Source organism: Achromobacter sp. NPDC008082 (genome assembly GCF_042957345.1).
GTDB classification, from domain to species: domain Bacteria; phylum Pseudomonadota; class Gammaproteobacteria; order Burkholderiales; family Burkholderiaceae_B; genus Achromobacter; species Achromobacter kerstersii_A.
In genome coordinates, this window is the sequence record NZ_JBIBIB010000007.1 from 143,388 (window position 1) to 163,169 (window position 19,782).

9 protein-coding genes are annotated in these 19,782 nt (G+C 67.3%); 8 read left to right on the forward strand and 1 reads right to left on the reverse strand.

The features are described 5' to 3' along the window. Positions 1-335 precede the first annotated feature (335 nt). The 8 genes from ACFZAI_RS26920 (at position 336) to ACFZAI_RS26955 (ending at position 17,425) form a co-directional block, all read left to right on the forward strand. Positions 336-10,910 carry an ESPR-type extended signal peptide-containing protein gene (locus ACFZAI_RS26920; RefSeq protein WP_391569855.1) on the forward strand — a complete coding sequence of 3,525 codons (10,575 nt, stop codon included), beginning with the start codon at positions 336-338 and terminating at the stop codon, positions 10,908-10,910. An 84-nt stretch (positions 10,911-10,994) separates the two neighbouring features. Beyond that, a complete protein-coding gene (locus ACFZAI_RS26925; RefSeq protein ID WP_391569856.1) occupies positions 10,995-11,459 on the forward strand; it encodes a DUF4019 domain-containing protein in 465 nt (154 codons plus the stop codon). Positions 11,460-11,530: 71 nt separating this feature from the next. Then, positions 11,531-12,547: a peptidase U32 family protein gene (locus tag ACFZAI_RS26930; protein ID WP_391569857.1), complete on the forward strand. Its 1,017-nt coding sequence runs from the start codon at positions 11,531-11,533 to the stop codon at positions 12,545-12,547. Beyond that, a complete protein-coding gene (locus tag ACFZAI_RS26935; RefSeq protein WP_391569859.1) occupies positions 12,538-13,455 on the forward strand; it encodes a U32 family peptidase in 918 nt (305 codons plus the stop codon). Before ACFZAI_RS26930 ends, ACFZAI_RS26935 begins: the two co-directional genes overlap by 10 nt. Then, positions 13,452-13,871 carry an SCP2 domain-containing protein gene (locus ACFZAI_RS26940; RefSeq protein WP_391569860.1) on the forward strand — a complete coding sequence of 140 codons (420 nt, stop codon included), beginning with the start codon at positions 13,452-13,454 and terminating at the stop codon, positions 13,869-13,871. The genes ACFZAI_RS26935 and ACFZAI_RS26940 overlap by 4 nt, the downstream gene beginning before the upstream one ends. Before the next feature lie 163 nt (positions 13,872-14,034). Continuing rightward, a complete protein-coding gene (locus tag ACFZAI_RS26945) occupies positions 14,035-15,369 on the forward strand; it encodes an MFS transporter (RefSeq protein ID WP_391569861.1) in 1,335 nt (444 codons plus the stop codon). Next, complete coding sequence (locus ACFZAI_RS26950) at positions 15,366-16,385, forward strand: histone deacetylase family protein (RefSeq protein WP_391569862.1); 1,020 nt, start codon at positions 15,366-15,368, stop codon at positions 16,383-16,385. The genes ACFZAI_RS26945 and ACFZAI_RS26950 overlap by 4 nt, the downstream gene beginning before the upstream one ends. A 68-nt stretch (positions 16,386-16,453) precedes the next feature. Next, positions 16,454-17,425, forward strand: coding sequence for a LysR family transcriptional regulator (locus ACFZAI_RS26955; protein WP_391569864.1), 972 nt, complete (start codon positions 16,454-16,456; stop codon positions 17,423-17,425). 178 nt (positions 17,426-17,603) lie between these two features. Here the strand turns inward: ACFZAI_RS26955 and ACFZAI_RS26960 are convergent, their stop codons facing one another. Continuing rightward, the gene (locus ACFZAI_RS26960) at positions 17,604-19,775 is read right to left on the reverse strand and encodes an ABC transporter permease subunit (RefSeq protein ID WP_391569865.1); all 2,172 of its coding nucleotides are present in this window, start codon (positions 19,773-19,775) and stop codon (positions 17,604-17,606) included. Positions 19,776-19,782: the final 7 nt, after the last annotated feature.

Consider the following 19,782-nt stretch of genomic DNA (forward strand, 5'->3'; position numbering starts at 1 on the left):
CGTACTGATTGATGGGCGTTGACGCGTCAAACCCAGTCTCCATACCGCTTTCCACGTTGCTCCCTGCGCTGATGCCTGGCGTGGCGCTGGCGTTCGCCCGCGCGCGGGCCACCGCGCCAGCTGCCTATGGATTCAATTCAGTTATCTGATTAATCAAACGATATTTATATCGGGTTGCAGGTGATTGCTACACAACACAAGTCGGCCTTGGTGCGCTCACTAGGATTTCGCCCATCAATCTGGGAATTGGTTCGAAACAAAACTCTGATTCTTATTAATTGAATCGGCTTTGAACGAAGCCTGCGGGTGGCGAAGTTCGTCAATGGAGAGTGGCCGTGAACAAGATCTATAGCCTTGTGTGGAGCGAAATGGCGGGTGCCTGGGTGGCCGTGTCTGAATTGACGAAAACCCGAGGCAAGTCCAACCGGGCCTCGCGCCTGTCGGTGTTGCGCCGTGCGGGAATCGCAGCGCCCGTGATGGTGGCGGCGGCTATGGCGGGCCCGGTCTGGGCAGGCACCGCCATTCAAGGCACGGTGATCAGCACCACGACGACAGGCGGCGCAACGCCGGCCACGGCGGATGCAAACTCCATTGCCATCGGCGCCGCGTTGGGAGCCACGGCGTCGAACGTCAGTGTGGCGGTGGGCGACATGTCTATTGCCACCGGGTCGAATTCCGTTGCGGTCGGACGGTCGGCCAACGTGACCGGCAGCACGGCGACGGGCGTGGGGGCGCTGGTCGTGGCCAGCGGCACCAGCGCCACGGCGCTGGGGGCAGGCGCCAGCGGCACGGGCAACAACTCGGTCGCGCTGGGCGCGGCGGCCAATGCGTCCGCGGGCGGGGCGACGGCGGTGGGGCAAGGCACCGCGGCGGGCGGGACCGGTTCGGTGGCCTTGGGTTTCGGTGCGGCGTCGGCGGGCAACAGCGCGTTGGCGCTGGGTCAATCCGCCAGCGCTTCCGCCAACAACGCCGTGTCCATCGGCGTAGGCACGACGGCCAGCGCAGTGGGCGCGGTGTCGTTGGGGGCGTCGGCGGATGCCATGGGCGCCTCGGCCTTCGCCGGCGGGGTCAACGCGCAGGCCTTCAACCAGAACGCATTGGCGCTGGGAACCGGCGCCATCGCGGGGGCGGCCGTGGGTACGCCAACCAACGACACGGCTTTGGGCAACAGCGCTCAAGCCACAGGCAGCAGCTCGCTGGCGGTGGGCAACAGCACCCGCGCCTCGGCGCTGGGCGCGATCGCACTGGGGGGCAACACGAGTAGCGGCGCCAACGCTGCGGCCACCAACAGCATCGCCATCGGCGGACAGTCGTCGGTGAGCGCTTTGGCGACGTCCGGTATCGCGATTGGACGCGGGGCGCAAGCAACGGGCGTATTTGGCATTGCCGTGGGCGACGGCGTGGCGTCGAACGGAACCGGACAGAACGTGGCGATAGGCTCGTCAGGCACGGCGGCCAATAGCGGCACCGCCGCAGGGGCGGCCGTCGCCATCGGGCGCCAACAGAACGCGTCCGGGGACGGCGCGGTCGCTATCGGCGACCCCAACACCGCAACGGGTACCGGCGCGGTTGCCGTGGGCGCTAACAACAGCGCAACGGCGACGGGAGCGCTCGCCGTGGGCAGCGGCAACATGGCGGCGACCCCGGGGGCCATTGCGTTGGGATCGTCGTCACAGGCAGTTGGCGGCAGCGGCGCGTTTGGCGCGGGCCTGTCGTCGACGGCATCCGGGCGCGGCGCGGTAGCCATCGGCAACACCAACCCGGCCACCGGACAGGGCGCTGTCGCCATCGGCGACCTGAACACGGCCACCGGCCTGGCGTCCATCGCCCTGGGTTCCGGTTCCGCCGCCACCGCGGGCAGCACGATTGCGATGGGCTTCCAAGCCAGCGCGACCGCGGGGCAAGCCACCGCCATTGGCTACCAAGGCACGGCCAGCGGCGCCAATTCGGTCATGCTCGGTTATCTGGGCAATGCCGGCGGGGCGAGCTCGGTGGCGATCGGCCCGCAATCCAAAACCGTGGGGTCGTCGTCGATTGCGATTGGCGATCAGGCGGTGGCGATGGCGACGCAAGACACGTTCATCGGATATTTGACGGGTAGCGGCGCCAATGCAAGCGGCGGCAACAACACCGCCATCGGCGCACAGTCGGGCGTGTTGATCGCGGGGCAGTACAACACCGCAATCGGAAGAAGTTCGGGCCAGAACGTCAGTGGCAACTTCAACGTGGCGGGCGGGTATCTGGCGGGCAACAACACGGGGGTGGACGGCACGGTGGCATTGGGCTATCTGGCTTCGGCCAACGTGGCGAACTCGGTGGCGCTGGGCAGCGGCACAAGCACGAGCGCCTTGCTCACGCTCACAAGCGCCGGAACGACCGCCTACAGCAGCAGCACCATCAACGGCAATACCTACAACTACTTGGGCGGCCAGGGGGCGCCCACGGGTGTCGTCAGTGTGGGCAGCCTGGGCACCAGCCGCCGGATTCAGGGGGTGGCGACAGGCCTGCTCGGGCCGAACAGCACGGACGCGGTCAACGGGTCTCAGCTCTACGCCGTGGCGCAACAGGTATCGGCGTCGGCGCCTGCGCCGACGAACTACTTCAACGCCAACTCCACCGATACCGGCGTGGGCAGCAACACCCGCGCCAACTCGGGCTCGACGGGCGCCGACGCCATCGCCGTTGGTGGCAGCGCCAGCGCCACGGGTATCAACGACACCGCCATCGGCAAGACGGCGGCGGCCTCGGGCGGCGGCGCCATTGCGCTGGGCGCCGCGACGCAAGCGTCGGCCGCCAACGCCATCGCGTTGGGCAATGGCGCGACGTCGGGCGTTGCGGGCGGCATCGCCTTGGGCGCGGGCGCAGCGGGCTTGGCCAACGTGGCGACAAGCGGCGTGGTGTCGCCCAGCACGGCAGGCCCCATTACCGGCATCGCGTTCAACAACACGTCGAACATGGCCGCGGGGGCGGTCTCGGTAGGAACGTCCAGCGCCAAGCGCCAGATCAAGAACGTCGCCGACGGCTCGGATGCCAACGATGTGGTGACGGTGCAGCAGATGTCGGCGGTGGCTAGCGCCGCGAACTCGGGCATCAACAATCTGGGCACGAGCATGGCCAGCAACCTGGGCGGCGGCGCGGCCTACAACAGCGCCACGGGTTCGGTCAGCGCGCCCAGCTACACCATTCAAGGCACCACCTACACCAACGTTGGCACGGCATTGGCGGGCGCGAACACGGCGTTGAGCAATCTGGCGACGGGCAAGATCGGCCCCTTTGTGTCGGACAACAGCGTGACGACGGTGCAAGCGGTATCGTCGGGCGCGAACGCCGCGGCGGGTGGGTTTGGCGCGTCGGCCACGGGGGCGGCGTCGACAGTTGTGGGCAATCAGTCTACGGACAGTGGGGTCGCGAGCTCCACGGTGCTGGGGCAAGGCGCGTCGGTCACCTCCGGCCTCACCGGGTCCAACGTGGTGTTGGGACGCGCGTCCGCGGCAACGGTGGGGTCGCAGGCCGGCTATACGGGATTCGGGCTGGCGGCGGCGCAAAGCTCGGGCGGTGAAGTGTCGGTGGGTACGGCGGCCAGCCGCCGCAAGATCACCAACGTGGCGGCGGGCAGCGCGTTGACGGACGCCGTGAACGTGGCGCAGTTGAGCGGCGCGGCGTCGAACCTGGGCGCGAGCATCGCCACAAACCTGGGCGGCGGCGCGGCCTATGGGGCCGCGGCCGGCACAGTCAGCGCGCCCGCCTATACGATTCAAGGCACGGCGTATTCCAACGTCGGCACGGCGTTGGCGGGCGCCAACACGGCGTTGAGCAATCTGGTGACGGGCAAGACCGGCCCCTTCGTGTCGGACAACAGCGTCACGGCGGTGCAAGCGGTGGCGTCGGGCGCGAACGCCGCGGCGGGTGGCTTTGGCGCGTCGGCCACGGGCGCGGCGTCGACCATTGTGGGCAACCTGGCCTCGGACAATGGCGTCGCCAATTCGACGGTGTTGGGGCAGGGAGCGTCCGTGGCCACGGGGCTGGCGGGCGCTAACGTGGCGTTGGGCCAAGGGTCTTCGGCCTCAATCGGCGCGCAAGCGGGCTATACCGCGTTTGGTCTGCCGGCGGCGCAGACGTCCGGGGGCGAAGTGTCAGTGGGCTCGGGCGTCCGGCTGCGCAAGATCACCAACGTGGCGGCCGGCAGCGCGTTGACCGATGCGGTGAACGTGGCGCAGTTGAGCGGCGCGGCGTCCAATCTGGGGTCGAGCATCGCGGCCTCTTTGGGCGGCGGCGCGGCCTACAGCGCCGCGGCTGGCACGGTCAGCGCACCCAGCTACACGATCCAAGGCACGGCCTACACGAACGTGGGCGCGGCCTTGGGCGGCGCGAACACCGCGCTGACCAACCTGATGTCGGGCGATGCCGGCCCCTTTGTGTCGGACAACAGCGTCACCGCAACGCAGGCGGCAGCTTCAGGCGCCAACGCCAGCGCGGGCGGCTTTGGCGCGTCGGCCACCGGTGCGGCCTCCGCCGTGGTGGGCAACCAGGCCACGGACAATGCCGTGGCCAATTCGACGGTGTTGGGCCAAGGGGCGTCGATTGCCACCGGCTTGTCGGGCGCCAACGTGGCGCTGGGCCAAGGCGCGTTGGCGGCCTCGGGGGCGCAGGCGGGCTACACCGCCTTCGGCCTGGGTGTGGCGCAGAGCTCGGCGGGCGAGGTGTCCGTTGGCACGGCGGCCAGCCGCCGCAAGATTACTAACGTGGCGGCCGGCAGCGCGCTGACCGATGCGGTGAACGTGGCGCAGTTGAGCGGCGCGGCGTCGAACCTGGGGTCGAGCATCGCGGCCTCTTTGGGCGGCGGCGCGGCCTACAGCGCCGCGGCTGGCACGGTCAGCGCGCCCAGCTACACGATCCAAGGCACGGCGTACTCCAACGTGGGCGCGGCCTTGGGCGGCGCGAACACCGCGCTTACCAACTTGATGTCGGGCGATGCCGGTCCCTTTGTGTCGGACAACAGCGTCACCGCGACGCAGGCGGTCGCGTCCGCCGCCAACGCCAGCGCAGGCGGCTTCGGTGCGTCGGCCACCGGTGCGGCATCGGCCGTGGTGGGCAACCAGGCCACGGACAATGGGGTCGCCAACTCGACGGTGTTAGGCCAGGGGGCGCGCGTATCGGCCGGCGTGCCGGGGTCTAACGTGGCGTTGGGCCAAGGCGCCAATGCGAACACGGGGTCGCAGACGGGCTACACCGCATTCGGTCTGGCGGCCGCACAGACCTCGGCGGGAGAGGTGTCGGTAGGCACGGGAGCCAACCGCCGCAAGATCACCAACGTGGCGGCGGGCAGCGCGTCAAACGACGCCGTCAACGTAGCGCAGCTGAGCGGCGCGGCGTCCAACCTGGGGTCGAGCATCGCGACCACGCTGGGCGGCGGCGCGGCCTATAACGCGTTGGCTGGCGCCGTCAGCGCGCCGGGCTACACCATTCAAGGCACGAACTATGCCAACGTCGGCGCGGCATTCGCTGGCACGAACGCCGCCATCACTAATTTGCTGGCGGGCGATATCGGCCCGTTCGTGTCCGACAACAGCGTCACCGCCGCGCAAGCGGTTGCGTCCGGCGCGGATGCCAGCGCAGGCGGTTTCGGTGCATCGGCGGCGGGGGCGGCGTCAACCGTCGTGGGGAATCAGGCCACCGACAACGCGGTCGCCAATTCCACGGTGTTGGGCCAAGGCGCGCAGATTGCGACCGGCGTGTCCGGCTCCAACATCGCGCTGGGCCAAGGGTCCGTCGCCGCGTCCGGCGCACAGGCGGGCTACACCGCGTTTGGCTTGGGCGCGGCGCAGACATCCGCGGGCGAAGTGTCGGTTGGCACGGCGGCCAGCCGCCGCAAGATCACCAACGTGGCGGCTGGCAGCGCGCTGACCGATGCGGTGAACGTGGCGCAGCTGAGCGGCGCGGCGTCCAACCTGGGATCAAGCATCGCCACCAGCCTGGGGGGCGGCGCCAGCTACAGCGCCGTGGCCGGTACGGTGAGCGCACCCAGCTACAGCATTCAAGGCACGACGTACGCCAACGTCGGCGCCGCATTGGGGGGCGCGGACACCGCCATCACCCATTTGATGTCGGGTGATACCGGTCCGTTTGTGTCGGACAACAGCGTCACGGCGATGCAGCCGGTGGCATCCGGCGCAAACGCCAGCGCGGGCGGCTTTGGCGCGTCGGCCACCGGGGCGGACGCGACGGTGATCGGCAACCAGGCGACCGACAACGGCGTGGCGGGCTCGTCGATATTGGGACGCGGCGCATCGGTCGCGGCGGGGTTGTTGGGGTCTAACGTTGTGTTGGGGCAAGACTCCGCCGCCCTGGTGGGCGCCGAGACAGGCTACATCGGCTTTGGCCTGTCGGCCGGGCAGACCTCTGGCGGCGAAGTGTCTGTTGGCACGGCGGCCAACCGCCGCAAGATCACCAACGTGGCGGCCGGCAGCGCCTTGTCCGACGCGGTCAACGTTGCGCAACTGAGCGGCGCGGCGTCCAACCTGGGCACCAGTCTGGCCACCAGCCTGGGCGGCGGCGCGAGTTACAACGCTGGCACCGGCCAGATTGCTGCTCCGAGCTACAGCGTTCAAGGCGGCGCGTACAGCAGCATCGGCGGCGCGTTGAGCCAGCTGGATGCCGCCGTGTCAGGCATCAGCACCGGCAAGGCAGGCCCCTTTGTGTCGAACAGCACGGTCACGGCCACGCAGCCGGTGGCGTCGGGCGTCAACGCGACGGCAGGCGGCTTTGGCGCGTCGGCCACCGGCGATGGCTCGACCGTGGTGGGCAACCAGGCCACAGACAACGGGGTGCTGAACTCGGTTGTGCTGGGTGAAGGCGCAATGATCGCGGCGGGCCTGACGGGCGAGAACGTGGCGCTGGGCCAAGGCACGGTAGCGGCCGTGGGCGCGCAGACGGGCTACACCGCCATCGGCCTGTCCGCCGCGCAAAGCTCCAGCGGCGAAGTGTCCATCGGGGCTGCTGGCACGGAGCGCAAGCTCACGAACCTTGCGGCGGGCAGCGCGGCGACGGATGCGGTCAACGTCAGCCAGTTGAGCGGAGTCGCCAACGCGGCAACGACCGGCTTGAGCGCCTTGGGCGCCAGCGTGGCGTCTAACTTGGGGGGCGGATCGGCGTACGACCCCGCCACCGGCGCCGTCACCGCGCCCAGCTATGGCGTGCAAGGCAATACCTATTCGAACCTGGGTAGCGCGATTGGCGGGCTGGATACGGCGGTGACGGGCATCAGCAGCGCATTGACGAGCATCAGCAGCGGCAAGACCGGGCCGTTCGTGTCGGATAACAGCGTGACCGCCGTGCAGGCGGTGGCGTCGGGTGCAGATGCATCGGCAGGCGGCTTCGGCGCGTCGGCGACGGGTGCGGCGTCGACCGTTGTCGGTAACCAAGCCACCGACAACGGCGTTGCGAATTCGACGTTGCTGGGCCAAGGCGCGATGATCACGGCGGGTTTGACCGGTTCAAACGTGGCGTTGGGTCAAGCGTCAAGCGCAGCAGTTGGATCAGAGACCGGCTACACCGCCATTGGCTTGTCCGCATCGCAAAATTCCAGCGGCGAAGTATCCATCGGCTCGGCGGGTTTGGAGCGCAAGCTTACGAACCTGGCCGCGGGAAGTGCAGCAACGGACGCCGTCAACGTAGGCCAACTGACGGGCGTCGCCAACGCGGCAACGGCCGGTCTGAGCGCCTTGGGTGCAAGCGTGGCATCGAACCTGGGCGGAGGATCGACCTTCGACCCGACAACCGGCGCCGTCACCGCACCCAGCTATGGCGTGCAAGGCAATACCTATTCGAACCTGGGTAGCGCCATCGGGGGCTTGGACACGGCAGTAACCAGCGTCAATAACGCCGTGACCAGCATCAACAGCGCGGTAACCACCATCAGCAGCGGCAAGGGCGGCCCGTTCGTGTCGGACAGCAGCGTCACCGCGATACAGGCGGTGGCGTCTGGAGCCGATAGCGCGGCGGGAGGCTTCGGCGCGTCGGCAAGCGGGGTGGCGTCCACTGTCGTGGGCAACCAAGCCACGGACAACGGCGTCGCGAATTCGACGGTACTGGGCCAAGGCGCAAGCATCGCGGCTGGTCTTACCGGGGCGAACGTAGTGCTGGGCCAAGGTTCTACCGCAGTGATCGGCGCGGAAGCTGGCTACACCGCCATTGGCCTGACGGCAGCACAAAGCTCCAGCGGAGAAGTGTCGATCGGCGCGGCCGGCGCGCCGCGCAAGCTCACGAATGTGGCCGCGGGCAGCGCGGCGACGGATGCGGTCAACGTCAGCCAGTTGACGGGAGTCGCGAACGCCGCGACCACCGGCTTGAGCGCCTTGGGGGCTAGCGTGGCGGCGAACCTGGGTGGCGGATCGACCTACGATCCCGCATCCGGCGCCGTGACCGCGCCCAGCTATACCGTGCAGGGCAACACCTATAGCAGTCTGGGCAATGCCATCGGCGGGCTGGATACGCTGGTTTCCAACATCAGCAGCGGCCGGGCGGGGCCATTCGTGGCCGACGCCACGGTGACGTCCGCGCAACCTGTGGCGTCGGGCGCGAACAGTGCGGCCGGCGGCTTTGGGGCGCTGGCGACGGGGGCAGGCTCGCTGTCGCTGGGCAATCAAGCCAGCGACAACGGGGTGGCGAACTCCACGGTGCTGGGCCAGGGCGCCACAATCACGGCCGGGCTGACGGGCGCTAACGTGGCGTTGGGCCAGGGGTCTGTCGTTGCCGTGGGGGCGCAGACGGCCTACGTCGCCTTCGGCTTGGCCGGCACCATCAGCTCGGCAGGCGAAGTGTCGGTAGGATCTGCGGGCAATCTGCGCAAACTGACGAATCTGGCGCCGGGCAGCAATCTGACGGACGCGGTGAACGTGCGGCAACTGACGCAGGTGAGCACCCGAATTGGACAAGTCGGCACCGATGCCTTGATGTGGGACCCCACGGCCAATGGCGGCGTCGGTGCGTACTCGGCCGCGCACGGAAGCATTGGCGGCCCCAGCATCATCACGCGGGTGGCGCCGGGCGTGCTTGCCGCCAGCAGCTGGGACGCGGTGAATGGTTCGCAGCTGTACGCCACCAATCAGACCGTGACCCAGCTTGCGACCATGGTCAGCAGCTTTACCAGCACCACTGACCCGGTCGTCAATGGCCAGGGCGTTCGATACGAGCGCACCAACGATACCGGCTTGACGCAGACGGACGCGTTTGCAACGGGGCAAGGCGCCACCGCCATCGGCTACAACGCCAGGGCAAGCGGCGCGGGCAGCCTGGCGCTAGGCGAGTCGACGCAGGTGACGGTGGATGGCGGCATTGCGATCGGGCAGGGGTCCATTTCTGATCGGGTGTCCGTCACCCGCGCGGTGACGCCGGGGGCCTTTTCGGTGGGCGCGCCAGGCTTGTTGCGCCAGGTCATCAACGTGGCGGACGGCACGCAAGCGCAAGACGCCGTGACGCTGCGCCAGTTGCAGGGCGCAATCGCTTCGGTGACTGTGACGCCCATCCAGTACTTCCACGCCGACAGCACCAAGGCGGATGCGCTGGCGGTGGGCGCGGATGCCATCGCGGTGGGGCCGGAAGCGGTCGTCAATGGTGACGCCGGCATTGGGATGGGGCTGGCCGCGGAAGTGGACAGCACGGCGGCCAACGGCATTGCGATCGGATCGTCCGCCCGATCGTCCCTGGGTTCCGCCATCGCCTTGGGCGCATCGGCGCTGGCCAGCGGCGCGCAGTCGATGGCGCTGGGCGCAAATGCGGGGGCCAGCGGCGACAACAGCGTCGCGCTGGGTTCCACCGCCGCCGCCACCGGCGACAACAGCCTGGCGCTGGGCGCAGGCGCCCAGGCGCAACAGGCGGGCGACGTGGCGCTGGGCGCGGGGGCAGTGGCCAACACGGGCGCCGCACCGGCCTACACCGGCAAATACTCGGGCGTGTCCAACACGATTGCAGGCACGGTGTCGGTGGGCGCTACGGGTGCGGAACGCACCATCAGCCACGTCGCCGATGCGCAGAATGCGACAGACGCCGTGAACCTGCGCCAATTGGACGGCGCGGTGGCGCAGGCCAACCTCTATACCGACCAGCAGATTGCGACGGTCAATCGCGGATTGACGCAAGGCGGCAGCGGCATGTTCCAGGTCAATCAGACCAGCGCCACGCCTGCGCCCACCGCTACGGGCGCGGACTCGACCGCGGGCGGCGCGGGGGCGGTGGCGTCGGGGGCAGGCAGCACGGCGCTGGGCAATGACGCGGAATCCCGAGGCGCCAACTCCGTCGCGCTGGGGGCGGGCAGTTCTGACGCGGGCCGGGACAATGTGGTGTCGGTCGGCGCGGCGGGCAAGGAACGGCAAGTGACCAACGTCGCGGCCGGCACGGCCCAGACGGATGCCGTCAACGTGCAGCAGTTGAACGCGTCCCGGCAAGGGACGGTGCAGTACGCCACCACGCCCGGCACCAACGCGGTGGACTACTCCCAGATCACGCTGGGTAATGGCGGCGGGCCGGTCACGCTGAGCAATGTGGCAGACGGGGTGCAGAACCACGACGCCGTCAACGTGCAGCAACTGAACGCGGGCTTGAGCGGCGCGGTACAGCAGTCCAACGCGTACGCCGACGGCAAGTTCCAGAACCTGCGCAACGATATGGACCGCTACCGGCGCGACGCGGCGGGCGGCACCGCCACGGCGATGGCGGTGGCGGGCTTGGCGCAGGCCTATCTGCCAGGGCGCGGCATGTTCTCTATTGCGGGCAGCACGTACGACGGCCAGCAAGGCTTTGCGATGGGCTTGTCAACGGTGTCGGGCAACGGCAAGTGGGTCTACAAGATGTCCGGTTCCACCAACACGCGCGGCACGTTCGGCGCGGTGGTCGGGGCAGGTTTTCAGTGGTGAAGGCGCGGCAGTTGGCAAGGCGTTGCCCTTGCCAGCCAGCCTGTTCCCGTCAGTGCGGTGCTTTTCTTTTTATTGCGAGGACTTATGCAACAGACGAACATGATCTCTCGTGGCGTGCGCGCCAGCCTTTTGTGCAGCGCCATGGCGTTGGCCGCGCCGGCGCTGGCGGCTGACCCGTCGTTGGACAGCGCGGTGTCGGCCGCCCGGCAATGGGCGTCGATGTCGGACTCAGGGGCGACCGACAAAATGTGGGGCGCCAGCAGCGACATCATGAAGCAGCGCATCGACAAACAGGGTTGGGCCGATTATCTAAGCCAGGTGCGCACCGAAGTCGGCCGCTATACCGGGCGTGAATGGGTGCAGGTGGTGCGCGTGACGGACCCGGTGGATCTGCCGCAAGGGCAATACGTGAACGTCATCTTCACCACCCAGTTCCTCAACATGCCCGCGACCGAAACGGTGTCGATGGTGGCGAACAAGAACCGCTGGGTGCCCATGGGCTATGTGGTGCGCAAGATTGCCGCCAACGCGCAGCCGGCCATGCAGTAAGGCGCGCGCGTCAGCCGCAAGGTTGATCTGTGACAAGGTCCGGCCGATGGCCGGACTCTAGACTGCCAGGCATGGAAACACCTTCCCATCCCCTGGAATTGGTGGCGCCAGCGGGCAGCCTTGCCGCGCTGGCCGCCGCCCTGGACGCAGGCGCCGATACGGTCTATCTGGGCTTGCGCAACGCCACGAACGCCCGCAACTTCGCCGGGCTGAATTTTTCGGAAAGCGATATCCGCAAGGGCGTCGAGCTGGCGCATCAACGCGGCCGGCAGGTGCTGTTCGCCATCAACACCTTTGTGCAAGCGGGCAGGGGCCAGGAATGGCGCGCGGCGGTGGACGCTGCGCATGACCTGGGCGCAGACGCCGTCATCATGGCCGATGCGGGCTTGCTGGCCTATGCCAGCGACCGTTACCCCGATCTGCGCCTGCATCTGTCTGTGCAAGGGTCGGCCACCCACACCGACGCCATCGAACTCATGAAAGAGCAGTTCGGCATCCGCCGTGTGGTGTTGCCGCGCGTGTTGACGCTGGCGGAGATTGCGCGCATTTGCGCCAACGTCAGCGTTGAAGTCGAAGTCTTCGGGTTTGGCAGCCTGTGCGTCATGGCCGAAGGCCGGTGCCTGCTGTCGTCCTACGCCACGGGCGATTCCCCCAACAACAAAGGCGTCTGTTCACCCGCCCACGCCGTGCGATGGGTGGAAACGCAGGGCAGGATGGACGCGCGCCTATCCGGCATTCTGATTGATCGATACGAGCCGGGCGAGCCTGCCGCCTATCCCACATTGTGCAAAGGCCGCTTCGAAGTTGAAGGGCGCGCCGACCATGCGCTGGAAGAACCCACCAGCCTGAACGCCATCGGCCTGTTGCCACGCCTGGCAGAGATGGGGGTGACGGCCATCAAGATAGAAGGGCGGCAGCGCAGCCCCGCTTATGTGGCGCAAGTGGTGTCCACGTTGCGGGCGGCGTTGGACAGCGCGCACGCCGACGCCGCGCGTTTTTCTCCGCTGCCCAAGTGGAACGCCTTGCTGGCGCGCCACGCGGAAGGTTCCCAAGTCACGCAAGGCGCATTCGAACGGCCATGGAAATAGATCGCAACCCCACCCTTGAACGCAACACCTTCCAGATTGCGGTTGGCCCGCTGCTGTATTACTGGCCCCGCCAACGCACGCTGGATTTCTATGCCGAACTGGCCGACAGCGCCGCCGACATCCTGTATGTAGGCGAAACGGTGTGCAGCCGCCGCCACGAATTGCGCGCGGCCGATTGGCTGGACCTGGCGCGGGACTTGCGCGCCACTGGCAAGACGGTGGTGCTGTCGGGGCGCACGCTGATCGAAACAGGCGCGGAAGCGCTGGCGTTAAAGAAACTGTGCGCGCAGGAAGACTTCATGATCGAAGCAGGTGAAGTGGGCGCGTTGCGGCATTTGGGCGGGCGGCCCTTTGTGGCGGGGCCACACGTCAATGCGTATCACGGCGGCACCCTGCAATGGCTGGCCAGCCTGGGCGCAATACGCTTTGTGGCGCCGCTGGAAATGGATGGCCAGACGCTTGCCCGGCTGCTGGAAGAACGCCCGGTGGGGCTGGCCGCCGAAGTATTGGTGTGGGGGCGCATGGCGCTGGCGTTTTCGGCGCGCTGCTTTACCGCGCGGCATTTCCGCTTGAAGAAGGACGAGTGCGGATTCCGGTGCATTGAACACCCGGATGGGCTCGACATGCGGACACGCGAATCCAATGAATTTCTCAGCATCAACGGCATCCAGGTGCAATCGGCCGCCTGTCTGGACTTGCTGGCGCAGGCGCGCGAGCTCGCCAGCATGGGGGTGGAGGTCATGCGGGTGAATCCGCAGTCGGCAGGAACGCTGGACGCCATTGCCGCGCTGGACGCGATCCGCGCGGGCGGGGCGCCCGGGGCGGTGACGCCGCCCGCAGGGATGGGGCGTTGCAATGGCTACTACTACGGCCGCTCGGGCATCGCACTGCTGGAGACGGCGGCATGAGCGTCGCGATGGGGTTTTCGGGTCTGCTGGCAAAGGTGGGGCGGCGCCTGCCTACGCCGTTCGTATCGATGCACTTCGTGGCCGGGCTGGAGTTGGCGCGCCGCTTCAAATGGCTGTCGCCGCCGCCCGAACTGGAAGGCCGCAGCTTCGCCATCACCATCGAAGACCTTGGGCTGCGCAGCGGTTTCGAGATGCGCGGCGGCGCGTTTCGGCCGCTGTGGAACCGCGCGCCCGCCGAGCTGGAACTGGGCGCAACGATGGCGGACCTGCTGAGCTTGATGCGCGCCGACACCGATGCGGACACTCTGTTTTTTCAACGGCGCCTGCGCATTTCGGGCGACACCGAATTGGGGCTCATCGTCAAGAATTGGCTGGACGCCGCCCCGCGCCCCGCGTGGCTGAAGCCTGCGGGGTAAGGCCCGGCACACGTCCCCCGTGGCACGCGCGCGCCAAAGCACCAAGGGTTTCCCCTCATTAGCCAAACGAATTTAGCGGATAAGAAATAAGAATTTTTCTTATGGTTGGGGCAGGGCTATAACGATCATCTGCTAGACCTCAACTACGTTAAGAGAGATAAACATGAGGGGAAAACCCGTGACGGGCCACCAGCCGGTGCGCGCGTCGACCGCCGCTTTTGTCGGCACGATGATCGAGTGGTACGACTTCTACATCTACGCGACGGCAGCCGCGCTGGTGTTTGGCAAACTCTTCTTCCCATCGGCCACCGGCTTTTACGGCACCTTGGCCGCCTTTGGCACGTTTGCGGTGGGCTTCTTCGCCCGGCCGCTGGGCGGCGCCATCTTCGGCCATATCGGCGACAAGATCGGCCGCAAGAAATCGTTGGTGATCACCTTGGTGATGATGGGCACCGTCACCGTCTTGATCGGCCTGTTGCCCACCCACGCGTCCATCGGCGTTTGGGCGCCGGTGCTGCTGATCCTGCTGCGCATCGTGCAGGGGATTGCGGTGGGCGGCGAATGGGGCGGGGCGGTGCTGATGGCGGGCGAGCATTCGCCGGACCAAAGTAAGCGCACGTTCTTTGCGTCGTTCGCGCAACTGGGCAGCCCGGCTGGCTTGATCCTGTCGATGCTGATGTTCAAGCTGGTGACGGGCCTGGACGACGAAGCGTTCCTGAGCTGGGGCTGGCGCGTGCCGTTCCTGTTCTCGGCGGTGCTGCTGGTGGTGGGCTTCGTGATTCGCTTGAGCGTCAACGAATCGCCAGACTTCATCGCTGAAAAGGCGGCGCAGGCCAAACGTGCCAACCCCGCCAAACCCGCCCAGGCCCCGCTTGCGCAAGTGCTGCGCGGCGCGCCCCGTCTGCTGGCGCTGGCGGTGGGCGCCAACGTGCTGGGCATTGCCGGCTTCTACTTCACCAATACGTTCATGATCGCGTACACCACGCAGTACGTGGGCTTGAACCGGGCGGTGATTCTGGATTGCCTGCTGGTCGTGTCGATCATGCAGTTCTTCATCACGCCGCTTGCGGCCTACATCGCCAGCCGCGTCGGTAACCTGCGGTTCCTGGGCGCGATGGCGTTTGTGTCCATCTTCACGCCCTACGCGATGTTCAACCTGGTCGACCAGGGCTCGCTTTCCAGTATTACGCTGGGGGTCGGCGTGGCGGTACTCTTCATGGGCGCCTATTACGCGGTCATCGCGGGCTATGTCAGCGACAGCTTTCCGACCGGCATCCGCTATACGGGCATCTCGATGGCCTATCAGTTGTCGGGCGCCATCTTCGGCGGTTTGACGCCCTTGCTTGGCACCGTGCTGGCGGAGAATTTCAAAGGGCAGTGGTGGCCGCTGGCGCTGCTGTTCTCGGCGATTTCGTTGCTTTCCCTGATTTCCGTTCTGCTGCTGGGCAATGCTGGCCAGCGCACCGAGCAATTTCACCTGAAGGATCAGCAAGCATGAAGGCATTTTTTCACGACGACCAGAAGCTGCATCATCCGCAAACCTATTTTTCGCGCGGCAAGATGCGCACGCCGCAAGAAGTGCCGGCGCGTCTGGATGGCCTGGTGCAGGCGGCCCGCAAGCTGGGCTTTGACGTGCAGACGCCTGCCGACCACGGGGGCGGCGCTATTTCGGCCGTGCATTCGCTGGACTATCTGCGCTTTCTGCAAAGCGCCCATGACGACTGGATGAAACTGCCGGGCGATTGGGGCGGCGAGGTCGTGTCGAATGTGTTCGTGCGCGAACCTAACGCCTTGCGCGGCGTGCTGGCCAAGGCCGGGCGCTATCTGGCGGATGGCAGCTGCCCGGTCGGCCCGAACACGTGGCAGTCGGCATATTGGTCGGCGCAATGCGCGGTGGCGGGTGCCGAAGCGCTGCTGGCGGGCGACCGCCACGCTTACGCACTGTGCCGTCCGCCCGGCCATCATGCGCGCCGCGACGCCGCGGGCGGCTTCTGCTACCTGAACAATGCGGCCATCGCCGCGCAGCACTTGACGTCGCGCTTTCCGCGCGTGGCGATCCTGGACACCGACATGCACCACGGCCAGGGCATCCAGGAAATTTTCTACGAGCGCAGCGACGTGCTCTACGTGTCGATCCATGGCGATCCCGAAAACTTCTACCCTGTCGTTGCAGGCTTTGAAGATGAGCGCGGCGCGGGCGACGGCTACGGCTACAACATCAACCTGCCCATGCCGCACGGCTCGCCGGAATCCGTGTTCTTCGACCGGCTGACTCAGGCGCGCCAGGCCATTGACCTGTTCCAGCCGGATGCGCTGGTGCTGTCCTTGGGCTTCGACATTTTCGAGAAAGATCCGCAAGCCATGGTCAGCGTGACGGAAGACGGCTTCGAGCGCCTGGGGCGGGCGGTGGGCGGCATGCGTTTGCCGACCTTGATTGTGCAAGAGGGTGGCTACTATATTGACGGCCTGGAATCCAACGCGTCGCGGTTTTTCGCGGGGCTGACCGGCGCTTGACTCTTGGGGCGGCGGCCGGCTGGGCGTGGATACACATCCCTTTCCCGCCGCCTTTTCTCACCCCGCCCATGTCACAGCCTGCCTGCCGTACCCCCTCAACGCTGTCGCTGGCGCCCGAACGCATGGACTGGAACCTGCTGCGCACGTTCATGTTTGTGGTGCAGGAACGCGGGGTGGGCAGGGCGGCGCAGGCGCTGCACCTGAGCCAGCCCGCTGTCAGCCAGGCGCTCAAGCGGCTAGAGGACGCGGTGGGCGGCATGCTGCTGCACCGGCGCAATGGCGAGTTCCGGCTGACGGGTTTGGGCGATGAAATCTACGCCATCGCGCGCGACATGTACGGCACCATGGCCCGCATTGAAAACGCCGCCACGCAAGACAAGGCCGAAGTCGCCGGCACGTTGCGGCTGCTGGTAATGAGCAAGGTGCAAAGCCCGGCTTACGATGATTTCCTGGCGCAGTTTCATCGCCGCTATCCCAAGATTGAATTCCATATCGACGTGCTGCCCAGCGCCGCCATTCTGGACGCGCTGGCCAAGCGCGTGCCAGCGCTGGGCATCTGCCTGTGCCGCAAGCCGGTGCAAGGGCTGGAACGCCGGCTCTTTCTTCGGCATCACTATGCGGTGGTCTGTGGCCGGCACCATCCGCTCTTTGCGAAGCAACGCATCAGCATCGAAGACCTGATGGACCAGAACTTCGTGTGCTTCGCCAGCGACCAGATTGGCGACACCTTGTCTCCGCTGACCATCTTCCGCGACCAGCAGGGCTTCACCGGGCGCATCGTTGGCACGTCGCCCAACATCGAAGAGGTGCGGCGCATGGTGGTGGCGGGCATCGGGCTGAGCTTTCTGCCCGAGCACTTGATTCGCCAGGACGTCATGAGCGGCGAACTGCGGCGCTTGCCGCCGGCCGAATCCGTGGCCGAGATCGACGTGTTTCTGACCTGGCACAAGCAGCGCAAACTGACGGCGGTGGAAGGCGCGTATCTGGCCGCCTTCGACCGCTTCCTGGCCCGCACGCCGCTGGACTCGCGGGCGGGCTGACAAGCGGTAATGGCATCAGAGAGCCACCATGACGACAGACACCGGCAAGGCAACGGGCGCGGACGCCAGCGCGTCCGACAAGATCGACGCCCGCATCCAGGAATTGGACGATTGGCGCGGCAAGACGCTGGCGCACGTGCGAAAGCTTATTAAGCAGGCGGTGCCTGATTTTCCCCGGCTACCCGCCTCGCGTTTCCATGCGGCGGGCCACGCGCGTCAACGCCAGGCTCGCCGCGAAGTACAGCAGCGCCACGGCCAGATAGACCTCGACGTGATAGGGCCGCCAGTCCGTGCCGGCCACCACCGCCTTGGCCGCGCCCAGCACGTCGAACACGCCGATGATGCTGACTAGCGACGTGTCTTTCACCGCGCCCACGAACACGCCCAGCGCGGCGGGCGCGGCGATGCGGCGCGCTTGCGGCCAGATGACGGTGGCGTAGGCGGTGGCGGGACGCATGCCCAAGGCGCGCGCCGCCATCATCTGGCCCGGGGGAATGGCTTGCAGCGCGCCGCGCAACACTTCAGCCAGCAGGCAGGCGGTGTGCAAGGTCAGCGCGGCCAGCGCCATGCTGAACTTGGACACGCCGCCGCCCAGCAACATCGGCAATACGAACGACGCGAACAGCAGCTGCGTGACCAGCGGCACGCCGCGCACCGCTTCGATCAGGCCGGCGGCAGCCAGCGACCCTGCACGGCTGCTTGAGCGCCGCAGCAGCGCCAGCGCAAAGGCCAGCGGCACGGCGGCGGCCAGCGCGGCAATGGCCAGAATCAGCGTGACGAGCAGGCCGCCCCAACGTTGCGGACCGATCAGCGCGCCGCCCCAGGGCCAGCCCGTCAAGGCGGCCGCCACTACCGCCATCAACACCATCAGCAAGCCTGCACGCGCCTGGGCGGGCAGCCGGCGCGCGCCAAGCGTCAACGCGATGCCCGCCAGCAACGCCGCGCAGGCGATGAGCGCCGGGCCACGGTCGGCCTCGGCCATGGTGCCGAAGAACAGCAGCGGCAGGTTTTCTCCGACGGCGGCCCAGCACGCGCCCGCCGCGTCGGCGCAAGCGGCGGGGCCGCCTTGCCACACCGCGTGCAGCACGGCCCAGTCCAACAACGCCCACGCGGCGGCGGCCAGCAGCAGCGCCAACACGGTGGACGCCAGCTTGCCGCGCCAAGGATGCCGTGGGCCATCGGCCGCATTCCACAACGGCCGGTCGCCCAGCCGCGCGCCATGCGTGTCGCCGGGGCCGTGGCGCGTGTTGCGCGCATTCCAGGCAGACAGCCCGCCGCCCAACATCAGCGCTAAGGTCAGATACACCGCCACCGCTACCGCAATGCCTTCCAGCGCCAGCCCGGTTTGCGTGATGGCGGTGTTGATGACCGCCATCAGTTCCTGATAGCCAATGGCGATGGCTAATGTGCTGTTCTTCACCAGTGACAGGCACTGGTTGGCATAAGGCGGAAGCGCCACGCGGGCAGCGTACGGGGCGATCACCAGCCGCAGCACGGCGCGCGGCGCCAGGCCCATGGCTTGGCCGGCTTCAACCAGGCCGATTGGCACGGCGCGCACCGCGGCGCGCACGATGTCGGCGATGTAGGCGGCATGAAAGACGACCAGGCCGATCAGCAACGCCGCGAATTCGATGCTGGGCTGCCAGCCGCCTTGCAAACCCAGGCCACGCTTGACGGGCAGATCAATGTGCAGGTCGATATGCAGGGCGGGCAGCAACATCCAGGCCAGCGCAGCGGCGGCTAGCGATGCGTAAATGGCCAGGTTGCCAACGCGGCGTCGTGCGCGCCAGCCGATCATCAGCGCCACCCCCAACACGGCGGCATAGGGCAGCCACCCTTGCAGGGCAGGCAAGGCCAAGCCGCGATTGGACAGCAGCACGGACGGCAACGGTTGCCACGCCTGGCGCACGTCAGGCAGGCGCAGCAGCAGGCCGTACCAGACGAACAGCTGCAACAGCACGGGCGTATTGCGCAGCGGCGCAATGATGACGGCGGCGCAGCGGGCGGCCAGCGGGTGCGACGACAAGCGCATCAGCCCCAGCGCTATGCCCAAGAGCGTCGCCAGCGGAATGGCCACAGCGGCCACCGTCAGCGTATTGACCAGACCCGCCGCCATCGACATCCAATACGGGTCATCGGGTGTGACGTCCAGCAGGCTTTCCGAAATGCGAAAGCCCGCTGGCTGGAAGAGAAATCCGAATCCGCCCTGGATGCCGCGTGCAGTCTGCACGGATTCAATGTGCAGCAACAGCGTGGCGGCCATGCCGCCCAGCGCCAGCATCCAGACAATTGAGGGCAGCCAGCGGCGCAGCAGCGACGGGGCGGGCAGGGGAAGGGAAAGAGCAGTCATGGTGGAT